Source organism: Chitinophagaceae bacterium (assembly GCA_016717285.1).
Taxonomy (GTDB): Bacteria; Bacteroidota; Bacteroidia; order Chitinophagales; family UBA10324; genus JACCZZ01.
On record JADKFU010000001.1, the window covers coordinates 135,200 to 157,950 of the forward strand.

Consider the following 22,751-nt stretch of genomic DNA (forward strand, 5'->3'; position numbering starts at 1 on the left):
ATAGCCCTTGAAATCCGAACTACCGCATCATCATATTATCCAGCAGCCGCACATTTCCAACCATCACTGCTGTTACTGCTACAATATGCTGTGCTTCTTTCCAGTCATGAATGATTCGGAATGTTTGGGTATCACAAAATTCGAAGTAGTCAACTTTTGCGTCCTGCATGGTTTCAATGCGCCTGATCGATTCTATCTTTAATGTTTCAGGAACATATTCCCAAAAGTGCTGATTCGCGAAAAAAAGTGTTTGGGAAATGATTGCTGCCTTTTCACGCTGCTCTGCTGAAAGCCGGATATTTCTTGAACTCATCGCAAGTCCATTTTCTTCCCGTAAAATAGAACAGATGATGATATGCGTGGAATAGTGCTGAAGTTCCACCAATCTTTCCAGCACTTTAACCTGCTGAAAATCTTTTTGACCAAGATAAAGCCTGTCCGGATGTACAATTTGTAAGAAACGATCCACCACATTGGCAACACCATTAAAATGACCGGGCCTTGATGCGCCTTCGAGGAAGGACTCAAGATGTCCTAGTTCGTAGTTCTTTAATTGCTGCAGCCCTTCCGGATACACGTCGGTGATGCCCGGAAGAAACAGCAAGTCGCAACCTGAATCGATCAGCATTTCAATATCCTTTTCAATCGGTCTTGGATATTTTTCAAGGTCTTTGGGATCGTTGAACTGCACCGGATTTACAAAAATGCTGCAGATCACAAGGTCGTTTTCCATGCTGGCACGCGTAATCAGCGAAAGATGGCCAGCATGCAATGCTCCCATGGTGGGCACAAAGCCGATTGATTTACCGGAAGCCCTTACCCATGCTACATAATTATTTACGGCGGTTGCTGATGTAAACTTGATCACGTCAGGTAGTTTATCAGATATGGTGCGAAAGATAGCATTTAGCGGGAATTGGTTTTGTTGTGCTTCGTTTTCAGCCGCTTGCGCCTCTATATCAAAAGTTAAAAAGAACCAGGGTTTAAGGAGTAAAGTTGATCGCATTGCCGCCATTACAAGAGCTCTTTCTCTGTTCTATTGGAAAAGTTCAGGCTTTTTTTTAGTATCTTTGGCCACTTATTTTTTTGAGGTTGCCTTCAGAACCTCCTTCCAAATTGAAAATTCCCAGATGAACAAAAAAAGAATACTGATCATCACGCAGGAAATGAAACCATACCTGGTGTTATCAGAGATGGCGCGCATCACCAATCAATTGCCCGTACACTTGCTCAATCAGGGTATGGAAATAAGAGTGCTGATGCCCAAGTTTGGCAGTATCAATGAAAGAAGACACCGGTTGCACGAGGTTGTGCGGCTTTCAGGAATGAACATTATCATAGATGACGATGATTTTCCGCTGATTATTAAAGTGGCTTCATTGCCCGGTGCCCGTTTACAGGTCTATTTTCTTGATAATGAGGACTTTTTCAAGCGTAAATACGATTTTACAGACGAGCACCATAAGTTTTATGATGACAATGCCGAGCGCATGATTTTTTTCTGCAAGGGAGCACTTGAAACAGTAAAGAAATGGGGCTGGCCTCCTGATATTATCCATTGCCATGGTTGGATGACAAGTCTGGTTCCGATGTATATCAGAACGGTGTATAAAAAAGAACCTGTGTTTCACAATTCAAAAGTTGTTTATTCCGTTTACGATAATCCTTTTGAAGGCTCACTGGCCAAATCATTCAATACCAAGGCGCTCATTCACAAGGATATTAAAGATTCCGATTTTGAGTATTACAAAAAGGGAGATTTCACTGGACTTAACAAAGGCGCTATTGCACACTCTGACGCACTCATTCTGGGCGATCAGAAAATAGATAAAGCTTTGAAAACTTTTATGAAAGCGCAGAAAAATAAACCCATACTTGAATACGTGAATGGAGAAGAGTTTCCTGCTACTTATCAGGAATTTTATGCATCGCTTTCAAAAAAATGAGTACCCTGAACATCCGTTTGGTCAACCAATCATCATTTCCAGGGGTCAGCTATTGAAAGATTAGATAGCGATCACTTACAGCAACCGCGCCTTCATATGATTTATAGGAATTTAGTTGTGTGTTTTCTGGTCGCATGTCTGGCGCTGTCCTCGTGTCAAAAAACAACTGAGATTGGTGGAGGTATTTTGCCGGCCTCTTCCGATATCAATGCCACCTTCACCGACACTTTTAAAGTAGTTACCACGCCTATGCGGCAGGATTCACTTGTTACCAGCAGTCAGTTTTACAGCTTGCTGGGAAATATGTATGATCCTGTTTTCGGAAAATCTTACGCGGCTATTTTCACGGAATTTCTCTTGCCAACCACAGCTATTGATCTGGGTGATCCTGATACCTTATTCCTGGATTCTGTTGTACTCACCATGGCTTACTTTAAAACGTATGGTTACGAAGATGTACCACAATCCTTTTCAGTGTATGAGGTTATAGAAAAGATGAGCCCGAAACCTGAAACGGGTTACTATTCCAATAAAACATTTTCCACCAGTCCGGACTTATTGGGACAAAAACGGCTCTTAGTACCTAATCTTAAGGATAGCATTGATGTGTTAGGCGTGAGCTTTCCTCCGCACATGCGTATTCGTTTGTCTGATAGATTTGGCCAGGATCTTTTAAACCAATCAGGTGCAGCAACTCTTGCTACGGACTCTGCATTTAAAGAATACTTTCATGGATTGATGATCGCTCCGGATACCACTGCTACACCTTACGCTGCCAGCATGCTTTATCTTGCTATGCTTTCATCCGTTAGCGGACTCAGATTGTATTGGCATACACCGGCCAAAAGTGATTTGAACATTAATTTCCCGATAGGAACCAGTGAAGTAAAATTCAATTATTTTAAACATACCTATTCGGGATCTGTTGTAGCAAGTCATCTTCAAAACGAAACGGCAGATGGCGATAGTCTTATTTTTATTCAGTCAATGGCAAGCATAAGAACCAGGATTTCTATTCCGAATCTGCTCAACCTTCATGATGTTATCATAAACAAAGCCGAACTCATTATCTCGCAACGCCTGGATCCGAACAGGGCCGACAGTGTGTTTACACCTCCCCTTCAAATATTGATCGTAACGTTAGACAGTGCGGGAAAAATTAAATCGATACCTGATAATGATGATGTGAACCAGGTTTTCCCGGCCTATGGCGGTAACAAGGTGAGTTATGGCATTTTACCGGGTGATACGGTAGCGCAATACAAGTTCAGCATTTCTCAGCAGGTTCAATTACTGATTGACGGAAACATCACCGACTACGGTTTGTTCCTGATTAACAACAGCGCCCAGGAAACAGCGGACCGTTTAATGGCTGGCGGTGGCAACAGGAATGATGTGTACAAGGCCAAACTGAATCTCGTCTACACTCCAATAGAATAATTCCACCAAAAAAAACTTACACCAGCATGTGCGGAATCGTCGGTTACATCGGTAATAAGCAGGCTTTCCCCATTCTCATCAAAGGGCTGCATCGTCTTGAATACAGGGGCTATGACAGTGCTGGTGTAGCGTTGCTTAACAACGGGTTGCATGTTTATAAAAAGGCAGGCAAGGTAAGTGCGCTGGAAGCATTTGTGGCTGATAAAGACACCAAAGGAAATATTGGTATCGGACACACCCGTTGGGCTACTCATGGCGAACCTAATGATGTAAATGCACATCCTCATTTTTCTGAATCAAAAAGTCTGGCCATCATTCACAATGGCATTATTGAAAATTATGCTACTTTAAAAGAAGAGTTGTTACTCCGTGGTCATCATTTTGAATCGGATACAGACACAGAAGTTTTGATTCACCTGATAGAAGACATCATGGTGAATGAAGTGCAGGATTTACCTGAGGCGGTGCGTATTGCCCTTAATGAAGTAGTAGGTGCTTATGCCATCGTAATTTTAGCGAAGAACAATCCTGATATGCTCGTGGCAGCAAGAAAAGGAAGTCCGCTTGTAATTGGCATCGGTGAAGATGAATTTTTTGTTGCTTCAGATGCCACACCAATTGTTGAGTTTACTAAAAACGTGGTGTATCTGAATGATGAAGAGATTGCCGTGCTGAACCGCAACAATGATCTTACCATTAAAACCATTGGTAACAAAGTAAAGACGCCATACATAGAAGAATTGGAATTAAAGCTGGAGATGTTGGAAAAAGGCGGATACGATCATTTCATGCTGAAAGAAATTTATGAGCAGCCCAACTCTATCCGCGATAGTTTACGAGGCAGGTTAAACACATATACCGGAAAGATAAAGTTAGGCGGATTTGCGGAGTATGAAGAGAAACTGGCGCATGCCAAAGGACTTACGATGATTGCCTGTGGCACCTCCTGGCATGCCGCCATTGTTGCAGAATATTTGTTTGAAGATCTTGCACGCATTCCGGTGGAAGTGGAATATGCTTCTGAATTTCGTTACCGCAATCCCATAGTTACGCATGATGACATTGTGATTGCCATTTCACAATCAGGCGAAACGGCGGATACGCTTGCGGCTATACAAATGGCCAAGTCAAAAGGTGCTACCGTGTTTGGTATTTGCAATGTTGTCGGGTCTTCTATTTCACGCGCTGTGGATGCGGGTTCTTATACGCATGCAGGTCCGGAAATAGGCGTGGCATCTACCAAAGCATTTACGGCGCAGGTAACCGTGCTGAGCATGCTGGCTTTGTATACGGCGAGAAAGCGGGGAACCATCACACAATCGAGATATCATCAACTGATCAACGAACTGGATTCTATTCCTGATAAGGTAAAACAGGTATTGAAAACGAATGAGCAGATCAAATATATTGCAGATTATTTTAAAGATACCCGCAACTTTTTATATCTGGGACGCGGTTATAATTTCCCGGTAGGATTGGAAGGTGCCTTAAAACTGAAAGAAATTTCTTACATCCATGCAGAAGGTTATCCTGCTGCTGAAATGAAACACGGACCGATTGCATTGATTGACGAAGAAATGCCGGTTGTTGTTTTGGCAACGAAAGGTGGACCTTACGATAAAATTCTAAGCAATATTCAGGAAGTGAAAGCCAGGAAAGGCCGCATCATCGCCATTGTATCAGAAGGCGATAAAATCATCCGCGACCTTGCGGAATTTGTGATTGAAATTCCTGAAACTGAAGAGCCGCTTACACCATTGTTATCAGTGATTCCACTGCAATTATTGGCGTATCATATTGCGGTGCTTCGCGGTTGCAATGTCGACCAGCCAAGGAATCTTGCAAAGAGTGTTACAGTGGAATAATGTTGCAGAGTGAAAAAGCTTATTGCACTATAAATTTTCCCAGATAAACATTATTGTTTTGCTGCAGATGCAGGTAATACATTCCTGCGGGTAATTTATGCACGTCTATTTTGTTTGCTGCAGCATTCAGTGTTCCATTTTTTACCAGCATTCCCATGCTGTTAAAGAGTACATAGCTTTCAAAATTCCCCTTCAGTACAATTTCACCTGAAACAGGATTTGGTGAAATCGCTATTGTGTTGTTGCTGATTTCTGGCACCTGAATGCCGAATCCCTCTGTGGCGCCGTAATCTTTCACTGAGAAAGTGAAATTTCTTTGCAGGTGAATCCAGCCAGGCACGGTGTCCTCACCGGCGATTACCATACAACCGATATAATGGTCTGATGAATCATACTCAGGCAAAGAATAATCGAACCAGGCTCCGTAAGCCAATTGAGGAAAGCTGCCATTTGGAGGATACAAGGCATATCGTAAAGTGAGGTGATCACTTTGAACAAAATTATTCCTGAAGGATATGGTATCATTTAAGTTAAAACCTTTTACGGCGGTTAATGTGTCATCCAGCAAATAAGAAGTATCGGGCGAAAAGGCAAGCTCTTTAAAGGAAGCTGTTGCGATGCTATTGGAATCATACGAATCAATATAAATAGTGTACTCGTAATTGTAATTATTGACATAGTGGATATTAAAATCCTTCCGGCCGTCATTGTTCAGGTCAATTTCTGTAGCACCGTAATAAAATCCATTGTTAAAAAAAATGTAAGGAGATAAATCAGGTGAAGGATCTGAGTAGACATTATTTTGATAATCGCCTGCAATAATAAAATCTCCTTGTGCAAAAATCATTTTGCTGCAAATCAATAAAAAAAAGGTGAACAACCATGGACGCTTCATCTGTGAAAAAGATGGATGGAATTTCAACAGAAACAAATTTAGCGAATTAGTCAGTGTAGGTGAGGTCGTTCGCACAACAGCTGCTTCAGGATAAAGACAGTTATTGGAGAATGTTTGTATTACATTCATCGCAACTGGACCAGGGAGTTTATCTGTATTCACTGATTACTGACGGCAAAGTAATTGACACTAAGAAATGCTACACGAAAAATAACAGTAAACATAAACCCGGATTTATCAATTGAAAAATCCGGGTTTGTTCTAAGTTTGCACCTGAGTGTTCTTACCGTTTTGATTCCAACATTCAGGCATTTGACAATGTTATTTCATCGTCTCATTGTACCGCATCGTCACTTCATCCCAGTTGATTAGATTCCAGAATGCAGCGATATAATCAGGACGCTTGTTTTGGTATTTCAGGTAATAAGCATGTTCCCAAACATCCATTCCAAGAATCGGCGTGCCTTTTACTTCCACCACATCCATTAACGGATTGTCCTGGTTAGGGGTAGAAGTAACGGCCAGTTTTTTATCAGTGCCTACAATCAGCCAGGCCCAACCTGAACCAAAACGGGTGGTACCCGCAGCAGAAAAAGCTTCATAGAATTTTTCGAAACTACCGAGGTCACGGGAGATGGCATCAAGCAACTCTCCTTTGGGTGAACCGCCGCCGCCGGGCTTCATGACAGACCAAAACAGGGAGTGATTATAATGTCCGCCGCCGTTATTGCGAACTGCCACCTGGAATTTTGAAATGTTTTTACAGATTTCTTCAATCGACCAGCTTGCCGCATCATTGCCTTCCAGCGCTTTGTTGAGGTTAGTGACGTAAGCCGCATGGTGCTTGTCGTGGTGGATTTGCATAGTCATCGCATCAATGTGTGGTTCGAGTGCATCAAAACCGTAGGGTAAGGAAGGAAGTTGAAAAGCCATAGCGTAGAGTTTAAGAGTTTGAAATGGTTGAAAAGTTTATGAGGTTATTGGATTAGTGATGTATAAGGCAAATATAACTTTTTGGGGATGGAGAAGGTTCACCCTGATAAAATTGTGCTGATTAATGAATAAAGCCAGAAATGCTTATTTAAAAATTGACTAGCATATCATACTTCTACTGCGGAACTATATTTCCTTCCGCATCTGTTTTTATCAGAATGAAAGTAAAATCATAAGATCCCGTGTGTTCAGAACCACTCACCATATAGCCACCATCAGCCACTTGCACGGCAGAGCAGGCACTATATGGAATCGTGGAATTGAATTGACGCGACCATTCCTTGTTCAGTTTGGAATTCAGTTTCAGGAGATAAATATTTGCGTTGGAAACAAGGTGCAAATCCAGCAACTGGTTTACAGTGCCACTTAAAATATATCCGCCATCAACGGTTTTGCTAATACTGTTGAATGTTGCATAGTTCTTATAATCGTAAAAAGATACCTGGTCTTCCGGATTACCTGAAGCATCTATTCTTCGCACATAAAGATTTCCGACCTGTCTCTCACTACCAAATGTGCCACAGACAATTGTGGAATGATCGCTTTCATCACTATTCATGCCATCCACGGTACGTGTTCCCCCGTCGTCAAACATGATGGTGTCCCAGACCATGTTATAGTTTTCATCTAAGTGAAGACAATACATGCCCCTGTAAATAGTGCTCAAATTAAAAGCATTGCCGGATACTGAATATCCATCATTATGGCGAACAATGCCTATTGTCCCAAAGTGCGTTCCTTTCTGCAGCGAATCATATTGAAGAAATTTCAGTTCATTCCCATTTCGATCAATTCTGAGGATGAAAGGTGTTAAATACTTTTTATAGGTGGAATAACCGACAATCGTAAAATCACCATTTTCTTCTTCAACAAAATCAGGTAGTTGATCGCCGGTAGCCCTTATAGAATCAATTGGAAAATGCCATTCCTGTGTAATTACTAAACCTGTATCAAGAATGCAAACATTTGCATTGGAGCTGAGGGTATTCTCTATGCCAATCGCCAACATGTTTCCGTCCTTCAATAGTTTAAGGGTGAGGTAATGATAGATGTCTGGCATTTTTTGTTGTTTGATAACTTTGCCTGATGGATCTATTTTCATAATCAGAGGAAGTACGCCAATGTTAGCCACATCTAAGCCATAGAGAATATAGTTCCCATTCTGGAGTTGGAAACACCCGCGTGGGCGGTAACTGCTGTCAGTCGGATATAATTTTACGAAAGCGGTGGGAAGAAGTTCCTTTTCAATTTCCTTCCGGCAACCCAAGTTAAGGGTTAGTACAAGCAGAAGAAATAGCGGAATAAATCTTTTCATGGTTTAAAAGTTTGCATTCTCATCTGTTTTAATCACTTCCAGAAAATAGTGCTCTTTTCCAAAACCCTGAATCATTGATTGAATGGCGTAATGGTTGTCATCCATTACACATACAGAACCCATATAATCGGTGTACTGAGTTTGAATGGTAGTGATATTTTGTAATACAAGCTCTGAACTTATAAGTGCTGTAAATGCGTGGCGCTCTCCAACCAAACTGAAATTTGCCAGATGAAAGGGATTCAACCCAATCAGCAACCCTCCATCTTTTCTTTTTACAAAATCAGCCACTTCATTTTGAACGCCAAACCTTATACGAACAGACTTTAAAGTATCACCTTCAGCATTAATCTTAAAAACCCGCGCACTGTTATCATCAGTGGTATTAATGGAAGAAGGATTCTGTCCGGGAGTATTGTAACTCACATTGTAAGCGCAGGCGAAAAAATTACCATCATCACTGGCAAGTATGTCAGAAGTGGAGCAAAAATACCCATTGTACGCCATCGTCATTTCGTCATAAGTGCTGGTGGCATAAAACTTTGTCCACAGCAAATCACCGGTTGCATTGCACTTCATTACAAAAAAACTGCTGGTCAATGGAACATTGTTTTGGACATTACCGAACAGCATGTATCCATCGGCGGTTTCACTACAACCTGTAATGAAAGTAGCTGACTTACCATCCTGATGAAATTTATACGATTGACTCCAGTTAATTATACCAGATGAAAGCACTTCCATCATAAAACCGACAGAAGCAAAATCGGTGGAATAAATATTCACCGTTCCGCTCAGGTTGTAAGCACCACTTTCGGCTAAGAATATTTTCATTCGCTCTACCTGTTTGATGGTTGCTCCAACATCAGGCAATGCAAAGGCAGCAGTAAAAGTTATGTCGCCCTTTGCGGAGATTCCGATGAGTGTTACCGTAGCCTTTTCACTGGCAGCCACTATTATTTCACTATCATGAACCACAATGAAATCAAAGATGGTGAGTGAATCAATCTGCTTTCTCCATTGCAGGTTTCCGCCCGAATCCAATTTAATAATGACTGACTGCACATTCACACCAGCATCCGCGCTAAAATAGGAGCAAAACAAGTTGTTTTGTTTATCCGAACGTATTTTTCCTGTGAGATAAACCGGTGAATCGGCAACCATCTTCACCCATGTTGCCTCCACGTAATTTGGTGGATTCTCTGCTTTATTACAGGAGCACCAAATGCCTGAACAAAAAATAGCAGGCACGATATAAATTATTGGATAGAGTTGCTCAATGGATTGTCTGATGAATTTGAAAATCTTCAGAAGCCTGACTTGAGATATGATTGAATCAACAACTTTGCCGTAAAAACTTAGCATAACCTTACTTCATTTTTGTGATTTTATAAGAAAGGGTGTATGCAACACCTGCATTGATTTGAAAATTATTCATTTTGAAATCATCATCTACATAATAGTATTGATAGAGATTCACATCATCGGCATATCGCATTCCTTCCTTGTTTACTAAATCAGGAAAATAGGTGTAGCCGGCATTTCCAAAAATGCTGAATTCCTTAAATGCAAATGTTGCTCCCACCATTCCAAAATAGCCGATGTCAAAATTATTTCTGAGTGGGGTTCGGTTGACAATATCCTCCTGGCCCTCGCGTGAAGAAGTGCCGTATGCCTGAAGCATCCATGAAAAATTTACGCCCGCTTGCATAAATGGTTTAAACCTGCCTTTCAAAAAATAATATTTTAAGGACAGTGGAAAATCAAAGTAATTGAGTTTTTCGCTATAGTAAATTGTCGTGCCTTGCACACTGTCGAGCGTGTGTTTATAGCCGGTGCCCCGAAAACCGAAACCGGCTTCTATCCATAAATTACCATAGATGCGCCTTTCAACTCCGCTATTAAGCTGGAATCCCGTGAGAGATTGATAGGAAGCAAGGCCGGTAGCATCATCAGGGTGTACAACAGAATACGTTTGAATGACTTTAATATCCGGAAAATTCAACCCGCCACTAATGTTAATGATCCATATGGGTTCGGGTTTGAATTTAACGAACATTGCAGTGAGCTTAGGGTCGTCTTTGAATTTATCCGGCTGGTATTTAGGATCGATTTTCATTATTGCAGCAGCCGAAGCGTTGGCTGCCTCGAGATTGTCAATTCCGATATAACTTAGAATTAGTAGCTTATTCACCTCTATCAGGTCTTGTTTTGAAAGTTGACAATCTGAAATACCATTAGTGAGCAGGATGATGACATGGTCATAGTTTCCATCGTCATAATTAGTATTGGCACTTTTGAGATGAACAATGCAGGTATCGGTTTGTGCAACCATTATGGAAGTCCACATGCAAAATATGCAGATGAATAAAAACGACTTCATAGTAAAGGTTTTATTTAGTGTAGCATACTCCAAGTAAGATATAAATTTGATCGTCAACCTGATTGTGTTTAATGCTGCTGACAACATATTTCATTTGTTATGAGCAAAGGAACTTCAGGGTAAATCGTTTTTGGTTTTCTGATAGGGCACATCATTTCCAATAAATGATTGCCAATCCGCCAGGCTCAGATTTCGATTGATGAAAGTAAATAATAATTCCTGAATTGGTTCTGTTTTCGAATAGAACCGGCGGATGCTGTTATCAGCACAAGCCACCAATATTTCTCCATCTCCGCAAAGCACCATTGATATGATTGGGCTATTGATGTCTTTGATGATAATTGGTTTCAGTGAAAGATCATTCAGATTGTAAATGTGAATAATCTTATTGCCCGCAGTAATCAGTACTTTTAGACTTTCATCTGTTGATATGAAATCTACACTGCTTGAATTATCAATAAATGTTTTAACAGGACTCCCTGATGAACGAAACAGATTGACAGTACCATTCGAACTTCCAAATGCTAAATAATTTCCCTGTTTACTGAATGCGCCAGCCTGAATGCGGGCAGGTGAATTGGTGGCCAGCAATTTTTTTGTAGTTGCAGCAATACTCATTATAAACATTTCACCATTTTCACAGCCTACAACGATAGTGCTATTGTCTACACTCATACTGAGTGACTTAATACGCGCATTGAAGCGCACTTTCTTCTGGGCAATATTATTAGACCATATGATTACCGTGCTGTCGCGTCCGCCTGTCGCGAAAATATTCCCATCGCTGCTAAAGGCCGCGGCACGCACCAAACCAGTATGGCCTGAAAGTGGTGGAGAAGCGCTGCCGTTTTCTACCTTGAAAAAAATGATCGCATTATTTTCGTAAGCTGTAACAACATATTTTCCATCAGGGCTGATATATCCTGTATTTAATGTGTTGTTGCTTTCAGAAATGAGAACGGTGTTTATTAATTTATGATGGGTACCGGAATAAATTCTCAGGAAACCGTCTCCACTCAATACCTCTTCATTTTGGCCTGGATTTGTTATTCCGATCGCTTTTACATCAGATGCTGTACGAATAATTATCGGTTGATATTCTCCGTCTACATTCTTAAGGCATTCATAAAGTGATGAATACAACTGTGCATCCTGAGTGTTACCACCATTTTCTTTGCAGAACCTGTAAGAAGTATTTGAAAGCAATGCTGCAAGTTGCGGATCGTTTTTTATCTGTAATGATTTGAAAGCAATTGTTTGGCTGAGTGCAAGCATCTTCAACCGGTTTGCTTCCGACTTAGCTGAATCAGCTTTTTGTTTTTCAAGGAACGCCTCATCACTTTTTTGCAAGGCAACCTGCTTTTCCTGCTGTGCTATGCTCTGCTGTGCAATTGCGAATTGTGATTGCTCTTCAGCCCTTGCAGCTTGTTGAGTTGCAATTTTTTTCTGTTCATCTGCAATCCTGGCCTGCAACTCTGCAAATGATTTTGCATCCATTGCCTGCCTGGAAGCAATCATGGCCAGTTCATTAGATTTTTCTGCCATCTCTTTTTGATTGATGGCTTCCAGGGTTCTTTGTTCAGCAATCCTGGTTTGTGCTAATGCCTCATTGCGTTGTCTTAATGCAAAAATGGTGAAGCCTGCTAAAATGATGATTAGTGCCAGCCCGGTTCCCAAAGCAATATTTCTACGGCGGTTCTTCTTTCGTCTTGCAGCACGTTTACTTTTTTCGATAAACTGTTTTTGCTCTTCATTCAGGAAGAGACGTGTTTCAAAAGGAACTATATAGTGAATGTCGGCAACTTCAAGCAATACAGACCGTTTTTGAAAATCATTGAAGCGGTTAATGAGGAACTGACGGGCTTCCAGCATGTCCTTTTCACTCATAGTTAACTGATCATAAATTTTCAAGGCAAGGGCATCGTGGCGAAGCTCGTACTTACCATTTTCATCCTGATCTTTCAGTATGCGCAGATCCACAAATTGCCGCAGTGATGCTGCTACCTCTTCCTGTGCTAAATTTTTTCCAAGCCCATGAACAAACTCTGTTGCTTCTTCCAGCGAGGTTTGCTTTTTGGTACCCTGACCCGAAACAAAGGATTTTAAAATGGTCACGGCATTTTCAGGATTGGGTGTTTTTGAAATTTGTTCATCCAGAAAATCAGCAAGCACATCATCAATCTGGCCTGCATGTTCAAGCAACTCTTTGTTAAATAAGGGATGCTGAGCATTCAACGCTAATGCCCGTTTGAGTAGTTTATCAAGGTAAACCTGGAGGTAAGTGAGCTCAACGGATACTTTATCGCTCAATAGCCTTTCCAAAACCTGACCCGGAAAATCAGCGGCTACTTCAATGCCAAACAGTTTGCCGGGTTCCGTAATCACGCGCATGGCATTCTTACGCGTCATGCGCTCAACCCGTATGCGGTTGTTGAAAAAATTAGGAATTTTTGCTTCAAACCGTGAAATATTTTCAAGGTATTCGCCACGAATCACGAAGATAAATTTGCAACTTAATCCAGCTTGAAGTGCTTCCTCAAGTGAGCTGACAAAAACAGCTGTTTCCTCCTCACTTCCAAAGATGAATAATTCTTCAAACTGGTCAAACAACAGGTACACAGGTTTGAAAAAATCGAGGTAAACGGATTTGATATTTTGTGCCGGTGTATGTTTTTCATGCAGAGGAGTAATGGAAACATGCTGCAGCGCTTTTTTGAGAGAAGTATTTATATTATCTCCCCGGCGTACCACTATCGGCATCCAATCTGCTTCCACAAGTTTTCCGGCAAGACCGCACTGAATGAGGCTCGTTTTTCCCGTACCGCTTGAGCCGTAAACTATCAGCAGGTTTCCATCTAAAATCTTGTAATACAGTTCTTCAATTTCCTGTTCGCGTCCAAAAAAGATATCGCGATCATCTATCGTGTAAGAATCAAGAAATTTGAACGGTGCATTTGCCATAGCACGCTATGCCGTTATTTTTCCGGAATGAACAATAGCATTCAGCATTCGATCAAACTGCGATAAAAGGTCAGGATAACTGCTGAGCCTTGTAAGGTCGCACTTCTCAGTCACTTCAGTTCCCACATAAAACAATTTACCATCGTAAAACTTTGTGTAGAGAAAAATATCTTTCTTGATGGAAAACTTTTCCTCCTGATCAATCACCTCTGTCCGGGAATCAATAATAAGAGGGGAGAGGTTTAAATACGTATTGGGTTCTTTGAAGTCTTTTAGTAAAAGCACTGCATTGCTGTCAGCATAGATGGTGTGTTGTACTTCAGTTCCTTTAAAATCTGAATCTGAACTGTTCAGCAGATCCATGAAATGATTAAAGGTGGCCTTAAGATGTTTTTTTTTCAGCACATTGATCTGTCGGACCGTGACCAATTTGTAATTCACAAAAAAAAGCGATGCTGCTCAGAATGTTTGATAGTTTGGCTTCGTATTCCACACAACGCCGTTCAATTTCATCCTGCTTCAGGTTAATTTCGTAGTGTCCTATCTTATTACGTTCCGGAACCCAGAAGTCAAGTGATTCAAAAAATTTATTATTGAAAACGGTATTCTTTTCAACAATGAAGTGATCGGTGTTGCTTTGTGAAAAGGCCCTGCTGATAATCCGGATGAGCCAGGCGTAATTTCCCATCGTAAGCATATTAAAACGACTTTGAAACTGGGAAGTGAATTCCTCCGGAAGTTCTACCTGATTTTTTATCCGTTCTTCCCAGAGTTGAGCGACCAACACGAAAGACAAAAACTGCATCGTTCGTTCAATGGTTTTGAAGAGCTGGTCTAAACGACCACGATCCAAATTACGCATAGCACCAGAAAATAGCCTTCTCAATTCGATACCAATCGGCCAGGGGAAATTTCGTAGAATTAAATCACCAAGTACACGGAAATCTACCTCTTCATCCCTTTCATCTGCGATCAGGTATTTTTGCAATGCAGGTTTGTATTCCGCCATGTGAGAGAATACCTCTCTGATTAATTTTTCATTCATACAGAGTTCCGGTCTTACTGCAAGTGGCTTACAATTTAGTAAAAATACTATGGAAAGCTCCGGATTTTTTCGATTGCCATACGGAAAGTCATCCTATAATTGCTACATTTAATCGCTACCTGCAATTATTTTTTTTTGAAAGAAAAAGAGAAAATCCGGAAGCTTCCATCGGAAAATGCAACCAGGCATTCCGATAAACAGCAATGCAGTTTGCTGATCGATCAGGCCATGGAACTTCGCCATTCCGATCCGGCTGCGGCATTAACGGTAGCTGCAAAAGCACTTGCTCTTTCTGAAGCTATTCACTTTGTTCTGGGAAAAGCCCGCAGTAACTTTTGCATGGGACTTGTTCACTTTAATCTTTCCGATTATGAGAGGGCATTCATTTTTCTCCATCGGGCACATCTTTTTTTTCAACAAGCCGGCGACCGTTGGGGCATCAGCAATGCAATCAACAACATCGGATTGATTCACTTCCGTCTCGGCGATTATACCAAGGCGCTCGACCATTTTTCTGCTTCCTTACAAATAAAAAGAGAGTCGCACGACCGGTTTGGAACTTCCAATGTGCTACTCAGTATGGCGGCCATTCACAGGGAAGCAGGGAACACCACAGACGCGCAGCAGCTTCTTATGGAGAGTCTTAAGATTTCAGAAGCATTAAAAGCAGATACACTTACAAGCAAAGGATTGATGGAGCTTGGCATTTTGCTATTGATAGAAGAGAAATTTTCAGAAGCGGCTGAGAAATTTTCAGAAGCTAGATTATTATTTGAGCAACAGCACAATCCAGGAGGCATTGCGCAGTGTTTTCTTTATCTGGGAAAAACTGAATCTGCTTCCGGGAAGCCGGAGTCTGCTATTTCTTTTTTTCAGGAAGGACAAATTATAGCAAGAGATGCCGGCGACAAAAGTTTAAGCACAGTTTTTCTTGTCAGCATTGCGATGGAAAAACTGAAATCGGGAGAATCTTTGGAGAGCATTGCATTGTTACTTGATGCAAGAGCGCTTGCAGAAAGAACACTGGAAAAGCCGGTTCAAAGCGTGATTGCACAGCAATTGAGCGCAGGATATGAAGCCGCAGGTAATTTGAAAGAGGCGCTGAAGGAATACAAAAAATTTATACTATTAAAGGAAGAAATTAATGCTGCAGATACTCTTACTACTGCACACAACCATCAGGTGAGTGTAAAGGTGGAAACCCTTGAAAGAGAAAATAAGATACTGGAAATAGAAAAGCTGGCTGCTCTCAATGAGCTTACAGCGCAGCTAAAAACGCAGGAAGTTAACACGTTGAATGCGATGATGGAGGGGCAGGAAAAAGAACGGAGCAGGATAGCTGCTGATCTGCATGACCGTGTGGGGAGTGCACTTTCCGCGATTAAATTGCATATGGACGGAATCAGACTGTCGGCTGATATAATATCGCAAAAACAATCATCATTTGAAAAAGTGATCTCCATGCTTGATGACGCTGTAAATGAAGTGCGACAGGTTTCGCATGATCTTGCCTCAGGAGTACTCGTTAAATTTGGATTGGTTGATGCGATACATGACTTGTGTAACACCATACAAAGTGCGGGCGGCGTTGAAGTGAATTTTATTACAGCCGGATTAGATAGTCGGCTTGATCACAAGATTGAGATTGCACTCTATCGGTCTGTGCAAGAGCTCATCAGCAACATTTTAAAATACGCAGGCGCAAAAGAGATCACTATTTATTTTCATCGGCAGGAAGAATGGTTGTCATTAATGGTAGAAGATGATGGCATTGGTTTCGATCCGGAAAAAAAATCAAGTGGCACCGGCATCAGCAACGTACGTTCTCGCATCAATCTGCTGAACGGCATCACGTTGTTCGATACTTCACCCGGAAGAGGCTGCACTGTTACCATAAAAATTCCAATTTCCGTACTATTATGATACAGATAATTATCGCCGACGATCACCAGATGTTTATTGACGGGTTGAAACTCATTATCCGGTCATTTGAAAATATTGAAGTTTCAGGCGAAGCACTGAACGGAGATGATCTGCTGGAGTTGCTTGATAGCAAAAAGGCAGACATTGTGATCCTTGATATTAATATGCCGGGAAAGGATGGCATTGAAACAGCCAAAGAAATCCGCAAAAAATATCCAGGCATCAAGATACTGATCGTATCGATGCACAAGCAACGGGAATTTATCAGGCAACTGGTAGCGGCCGGTGTTTCAGGCTACATTCTGAAAAACACAGGTGCGAAGGAATTGCAGCAGGCTATTCGCGTGATAAATGAAGGAGGTGAATTTTTCGGAGGAGAGATTACGAAAGAAATTCTGCAAAGCATGCGCAACCATTCTTCGCAGCGTGAAATTCCTTCCTTCAGCAAGCGGGAAATGGAAGTGTTGAGGTTACTAAATGAAGAATGTACCACACAGCAAATCGCAGACAAACTGTTCATCAGTTTTCACACGGTGGAATCGCACCGTAAAAATATACTTATGAAAGCAGGTGTAAAAAACACTGCAGGATTGATTCGTTATGGAATCAATATGGGATTGATTTGATCTGTCAGATCAGAAAACTTTCATTACTACTCCCAAACAGTAATAGCAGAATTCTGGGATATGAATTTTAGCTGAAATCTGTGATGCGCATGACCTTGTCGTGTCGGTATCTTTATACCATCAAATTTATTAATACGAAATAGCGCAACCATGTTGAACTATGTGATACAGCAGCACGATCATAGGACACATAACAATTCTCATGTCAATCAATTGCTTCATGCTGCATGCATTGAATTAGGAGCCTGGATCATCTCAGGAATTTTTATCGTCAGCATATTTCGGATGGCTGAAATGCTTCTTTAAATTAAATGCACGTGATAGGAATTTACGATAAAAAGAAAACAAGAACAGCAGATTGTTTCAACAAAGTACTCATCAAAACAATTTGAAACAACCCATTACAAAGAAGAGGATCCGTGTGAGAATCGCAGAAGAACTTATGGGCTTCATACTTTTAGAAGCAGTTGTATTTTATTGCTGCGGTTTTCACACATCCTGGTTCAGGAAGACATCGTGAGCTATTAAGGCTCACATAGTTGAAGAGATTTCTTGTGATACGTGAACGATAGTGAAACCGAAGCTATTAACTGCCAACAGCGGATCGGGTTATACTTACCAATGGGATAAAAGGAAAGATGTTGTTCAAAGGTGCAACCACCATCAGTTATAAAGCAACAAAAAAAGGTACTTACAAAGCTAATTTGAAAGACACAATTCACACAAACCATTATCTATTGCTGTTGAATTTATTCAACAGCGCGGCATGATTGGAGATTACCGATGCGATCCCTTTTCCGGGGATCGTATCGGTATTGCTGCCTTAACTCCCAGAATTCATTGATATGAATATTAGCAGAATTCTGTGATGCGCAAGACTTAAATCGATTCCATCTTTGATTCATTAAAATACTATTCAGTAATCATACGAAAACCAACTCCCATGAAAAATCTTTTCATCATTGCCTTTGCTGTGTTTTGCTTTTCATTTTCTATTGCAACGGCACAAGTAACAGCTCCTGAAATTCAGTGGCAAAATACAATTGGTGGAAACGACTCAGATGAGCTGAGTTCAGTAATTCAAACTTCCGATGGCGGTTATTTGCTCGGTGGTTCTTCAACATCCGACATTTCAGGAGATAAAACCGAAACTTACCAGGGATATGCTGACTATTGGATAGTGAAGCTGAATAGTTCCGGCAACATTGAATGGCAAAATACGATTGGCGGAGAGTATGATAATTATGTATACTCTGTTATTCAAACAACTGATGGCGGTTACCTGATTGGTGGTTATTCAACTTCAGGCATTTCATACGATAAAACCGAAGTGTGTCAGGGTGGTACTGATTATTGGTTGGTGAAGCTGAATAGTTCCGGCAATATTGAATGGCAAAATACCATTGGTGGAAGCAGCAATGATCTTCTTAGATCATTAATTCAAACTGCTGATGGTGGTTTCCTGCTGGGAGGTTATTCCAGCTCGGGCATTTCAGGAGATAAAACAGAAGCCAACCAAGGTGCTTCTTACAACAGTGACTATTGGGTGGTGAAATTAGATGGTTCAGGAAATATTGAGTGGCAAAATACTATTGGTGGCAACTACGATGATATTCTTTGCTCTGTCATTCAAACCACCGATGAAGGTTACATGCTCGGCGGGTACTCCAATTCAGACATTTCGGGAGATAAAACCGAAGCCAATCATGGAGCATCGTATTCAGGTGATTATTGGGTAGTGAAGTTGAATAATTTCGGAAACATTGAATGGCAAAACACAATTGGCGGGAGCGACGGTGAAGTTCTAGCCTCAGTCATTCAAACTACCGATGCAGGTTTCCTGGTTGGCGGCATTTCCACTGGCGGCATTTCAGGAGATAAAACAGAAGCAAGTCAGGGTAACAATGACTATTGGGTGGTGAAATTGGATGGTTTAGGTAATATTCAGTGGCAAAATAACATTGGCGGGAGCAGTAATGATAATGCAGTTTCTGTAGTTCAAACCACTGAGGGCGGTTTCCTGCTAGGAGGTAATTCCTCATCCGGCATTTCAGGAGATAAAACAGAAGCGAGTCAAGGTGATTTTGACTATTGGATGGTGAAGTTGAATAGTTCTGGCAATATTCAGTGGCAAAATACCATTGGTGGCAGTAGCTGGGACTATGTACAATCTATCATTCAAACCACCGATGGCGGTTACCTGCTTGGTGGTTATTCTTATTCTGGCATTTCAGGCGATAAAACCGAAGCGAGTTACGGTTTTAGAGACTATTGGGTGGTAAAGCTTTCTGCTGAAGGGTGCAATGCATTTACAGTTTTTGCAGATGCTGATAATGACAGCTATGGAGATGTCGCAAATACTTTTCTTGCAACTGACTGTGTTGTCCCTTCCGGTTATGTTGAGAATGATCTTGATTGCAATGATGCAAATGAATCAATTCATCCAGGTGCAACAGAAATCATCAATGGCATTGACGATGATTGCAATGGAATAGTTGATGATGTTGTATGTACCCTTCCCGATGGTCTGCAATCAATAGATATTACTTCAAACTCAGCAAAATTAAAATGGGCTCCGGCAGCAGCAGCTATCCAATATTCTTTGCGCTACAAAGTATCAAGCGGTGCAACATGGACAATTCTTAAACCGCAAGGCAAATCAAAAATTGTGGAAGGTCTTTTACCCAACACAAAATATGTATGGCAGATAAAAAGTGTTTGCGGCAATGATCCGAAGATTACTTCCGACTGGTCAGCCAAACAATTTTTCACCACACTTCCATTAAAAATTACCAATGAAAATGCAGCAGCAACATCACTTGAAATTTATCCGAATCCTTCTTGGGGAAACACCACGCTTCATTTCAACTTCACACAATCCTCGCAAGTCAGCATTAAGATTTTTGATGTGAATGGAAAAGAAATTTCGAATGTGTTAAATTCATCTTTTGAAGCCGGCGATCATTCGATACAAATCAATACCGCATCATTTTCAAAAGGAATTTATTTGGTACAGATGATTTCGGGTGATGGAATTCAGAATCAAAAATTGATTGTGCAGTAGTGATACTATTGCCAACAATCCAAATCAAATGCAGGTAGACGTTCACTCAAATTTTAATAGATCATAAGCTGAATTATTATTTCAAGCCCTTAAACCTAATACCATGAAAAAGTTTTTCACCATTTACATCACGATCTTTTGTTTTTCATTTTCCATTTCCACGGCACAAGTAATCGCACCTGAAATTGAATGGCAAAATACCATTGGAGGAAATTCTTCAGACTTCCTTAGCTCTGTTATCCAAACTTCAGACGGAGGCTATTTATTAGGGGGCTATTCTTATTCAGGTATTTCAGGAGATAAAGCAGAAATAAACCAAGGTTCTGAATTATCACTTTCTCCTGATTATTGGATAGTGAAACTTAGCAATACCGGAGATATTTTATGGCAAAACACCATTGGCGGGAGCGGAGATGACCAACTCACTGGCATTATTCAAACCAATGACGGTGGATTCCTGATCGGTGGTTCTTCATCCTCCCCTGTATCAGGAGACAAAACTGAAGCGAACATCGGAGGTCTTTGGGCTGATTATTGGGTTTTGAAACTGGACAATTATGGGAATATTATCTGGCAGAATACTATCGGCGGCAGCAACACGGATGTTCTAAATTCATTGATCCAAACTTCCGATGGCGGTTTTCTGCTTGGAGGTTACTCTTATTCAGGAATTTCTGGTGACAAAACTCAGGCATCAAAAGGAGCGGATGATTATTGGATAGTGAAATTGGATGATTCCGGTAATATCGTATGGCAAAATACTATTGGTGGCAGCGTAGAAGATTATCTTTATTCCGTCGTTCAGACTACGGATGGAGGTTTCCTGCTGGGAGGTCTGTCTTATTCAGATATTTCAGGAGATAAAACAGAAGCAAATCAAGGTAACAGTGACTACTGGATAGTGAAAATTAATGAGTCAGGTGCCATCATTTGGCAAAATACTCTTGGTGGCAGTTCGTATGATGGATTGGCTTCTTTAATCAGAGTTACTAATGGCGGCTACTTGCTGGGAGGGTCTTCCTCATCCGGTATTTCTGGTGATAAAGCAGAAAATAAAATGGGAGGATACGATTTTTGGGTGATTCTGATAGATGAATCAGGCGACATTTTATGGCAAAATACGATCGGTGGAGGTTTTGATGATTATCTCTCTTCTATAATTCAAACTATTGATGGCGGTTACCTGCTTGTGGGTTATTCCAAGTCGGTAATTTCAGGAGATAAAACAGAAAATGGCAGTGGACTTGAAGATTATTGGGTTGTGAAACTGGATAAATCCGGCAACATTCTTTGGCAGAACACAATTGGCGGAAATTCATTTGATAAGCTGCGTTCCATCGTTCAATCAAATAGTGGCGGTTACCTGCTGGCCGGAGATTCAGGCTCCTCCATTTCTGGAGATAAATCTGAAAGCTGCCAGGGCAATAATGACTACTGGGTAGTAAAACTGTCAGCAGATGTATGCACTGACTTCACCGTTTTTGCAGATTCAGATGATGACACTTTTGGAGATGCCGCCTATACGATTACCGCAACAAATTGTACTGTCCCTTCCGGATATGTAGAGAATAGTTTGGATTGCAATGATGCAAATGAAGCAATTCATCCAGGTGCAACAGAAATCATCAATGGCATTGACGATGATTGCAATGGAATAGTTGATGATGTTGTATGTACCCTTCCCGATGGTCTGCAATCAATAGATATTACTTCAAACTCAGCAAAATTAAAATGGGCTCCGGCAGCAGCAGCTACCCAATATTCTTTGCGCTACAAAGTAGCAAGCGGAGCAACATGGACAATTCTTAAACCGCAAGGCAAATCAAAAATTGTGGAAGGTCTTTTACCCAACACAAAATATGTATGGCAGATAAAAAGTGTTTGCGGCAATGATCCGAAGATTACTTCCGACTGGTCAGCCAAACAATTTTTCACCACACTTCCATTAAAAATTACAAATGAAAATGCAGCAGCAACATCACTTGAAATTTATCCCAATCCTTCTTCGGGAAACACCACGCTTCATTTCAACTTCACACAATCCTCGCAAGTCAGCATCAAAATTTTTGATGTGAATGGAAAAGAAATTTCGAATGTGTTAAATTCAACTTATGAAGCCGGCGATCATTCGATACAAATCAATACAGCATCATTTACAAAAGGAATTTATCTGGTGCGAATGATTTCGGAGGATGGAATTCAAAAACAAAAATTGATTTTGCAATAATTTTTTAATGGTAGAGACGCAATGCATTAAGTCTCTACTCTACAATATTTCATTCATCTAATAACCTC

At 40.9% G+C, this 22,751-nt stretch carries 16 protein-coding genes; 7 read left to right on the forward strand and 9 right to left on the reverse strand.

Annotation, left to right across the window (positions count from 1 at the left end; genetic code table 11):
- Nucleotides 1-19: 19 nt before the first annotated feature.
- A complete protein-coding gene (locus IPO83_00545) occupies nucleotides 20-868 on the reverse strand; it encodes a pantoate--beta-alanine ligase (GenBank protein ID MBK9729781.1) in 849 nt (282 codons plus the stop codon).
- Nucleotides 869-1,130: 262 nt separating this feature from the next.
- Between IPO83_00545 and IPO83_00550 the strand changes: the two genes are divergently transcribed.
- The 3 genes from IPO83_00550 (at nucleotide 1,131) to glmS (ending at nucleotide 5,251) form a co-directional block, all read left to right on the forward strand.
- Nucleotides 1,131-1,946, forward strand: coding sequence for a glycogen/starch synthase (locus tag IPO83_00550; protein ID MBK9729782.1), 816 nt, complete (start codon nucleotides 1,131-1,133; stop codon nucleotides 1,944-1,946).
- Nucleotides 1,947-2,132: 186 nt separating this feature from the next.
- A complete protein-coding gene (locus tag IPO83_00555) occupies nucleotides 2,133-3,386 on the forward strand; it encodes a DUF4270 family protein (GenBank protein ID MBK9729783.1) in 1,254 nt (417 codons plus the stop codon).
- A 26-nt stretch (nucleotides 3,387-3,412) separates the two neighbouring features.
- Nucleotides 3,413-5,251 (forward strand): glutamine--fructose-6-phosphate transaminase (isomerizing), encoded by a 1,839-nt coding sequence (glmS, locus tag IPO83_00560; protein MBK9729784.1) that lies wholly within the window; start codon nucleotides 3,413-3,415, stop codon nucleotides 5,249-5,251.
- 19 nt (nucleotides 5,252-5,270) lie between these two features.
- Here the strand turns inward: glmS and IPO83_00565 are convergent, their stop codons facing one another.
- The 8 genes from IPO83_00565 to IPO83_00600 all read right to left on the reverse strand — a co-directional run bounded on the left by IPO83_00565 (nucleotide 5,271) and on the right by IPO83_00600 (nucleotide 14,843).
- Nucleotides 5,271-6,173 (reverse strand): T9SS type A sorting domain-containing protein, encoded by a 903-nt coding sequence (locus tag IPO83_00565; protein ID MBK9729785.1) that lies wholly within the window; start codon nucleotides 6,171-6,173, stop codon nucleotides 5,271-5,273.
- A gap of 294 nt (nucleotides 6,174-6,467) precedes the next feature.
- A complete protein-coding gene (locus IPO83_00570; protein MBK9729786.1) occupies nucleotides 6,468-7,079 on the reverse strand; it encodes a superoxide dismutase in 612 nt (203 codons plus the stop codon).
- Nucleotides 7,080-7,254: 175 nt separating this feature from the next.
- Nucleotides 7,255-8,454 carry a hypothetical protein gene (locus tag IPO83_00575; GenBank protein ID MBK9729787.1) on the reverse strand — a complete coding sequence of 400 codons (1,200 nt, stop codon included), beginning with the start codon at nucleotides 8,452-8,454 and terminating at the stop codon, nucleotides 7,255-7,257.
- A gap of 3 nt (nucleotides 8,455-8,457) precedes the next feature.
- Nucleotides 8,458-9,705: a hypothetical protein gene (locus IPO83_00580; GenBank protein ID MBK9729788.1), complete on the reverse strand. Its 1,248-nt coding sequence runs from the start codon at nucleotides 9,703-9,705 to the stop codon at nucleotides 8,458-8,460.
- A 118-nt stretch (nucleotides 9,706-9,823) separates the two neighbouring features.
- Nucleotides 9,824-10,804 (reverse strand): outer membrane beta-barrel protein, encoded by a 981-nt coding sequence (locus IPO83_00585; protein ID MBK9729789.1) that lies wholly within the window; start codon nucleotides 10,802-10,804, stop codon nucleotides 9,824-9,826.
- Between the two features lie 147 nt (nucleotides 10,805-10,951).
- Nucleotides 10,952-13,798, reverse strand: a complete 2,847-nt coding sequence (locus IPO83_00590) for a hypothetical protein (GenBank protein MBK9729790.1) — start codon at nucleotides 13,796-13,798, stop codon at nucleotides 10,952-10,954.
- 6 nt (nucleotides 13,799-13,804) lie between these two features.
- On the reverse strand, nucleotides 13,805-14,161 hold the full coding sequence (locus tag IPO83_00595) for a hypothetical protein (GenBank protein MBK9729791.1): 357 nt from the start codon (nucleotides 14,159-14,161) through the stop codon (nucleotides 13,805-13,807).
- A 19-nt stretch (nucleotides 14,162-14,180) separates the two neighbouring features.
- Nucleotides 14,181-14,843 (reverse strand): hypothetical protein, encoded by a 663-nt coding sequence (locus IPO83_00600; protein MBK9729792.1) that lies wholly within the window; start codon nucleotides 14,841-14,843, stop codon nucleotides 14,181-14,183.
- A gap of 135 nt (nucleotides 14,844-14,978) precedes the next feature.
- Here IPO83_00600 and IPO83_00605 point away from each other — a divergent pair, with 135 nt between their 5' ends.
- From IPO83_00605 to IPO83_00620, 4 genes are all read left to right on the forward strand, one after another.
- Nucleotides 14,979-16,766, forward strand: a complete 1,788-nt coding sequence (locus IPO83_00605; protein MBK9729793.1) for a sensor histidine kinase — start codon at nucleotides 14,979-14,981, stop codon at nucleotides 16,764-16,766.
- Entirely contained in the window at nucleotides 16,763-17,392 is a 630-nt protein-coding gene (locus IPO83_00610) for a response regulator transcription factor (GenBank protein MBK9729794.1), read from the forward strand. The genes IPO83_00605 and IPO83_00610 overlap by 4 nt, the downstream gene beginning before the upstream one ends.
- Nucleotides 17,393-18,335: 943 nt before the next feature.
- Complete coding sequence (locus tag IPO83_00615) at nucleotides 18,336-20,456, forward strand: T9SS type A sorting domain-containing protein (GenBank protein MBK9729795.1); 2,121 nt, start codon at nucleotides 18,336-18,338, stop codon at nucleotides 20,454-20,456.
- Nucleotides 20,457-20,559: 103 nt separating this feature from the next.
- Nucleotides 20,560-22,683, forward strand: coding sequence for a T9SS type A sorting domain-containing protein (locus tag IPO83_00620; GenBank protein ID MBK9729796.1), 2,124 nt, complete (start codon nucleotides 20,560-20,562; stop codon nucleotides 22,681-22,683).
- Nucleotides 22,684-22,751 lie beyond the last annotated feature (68 nt).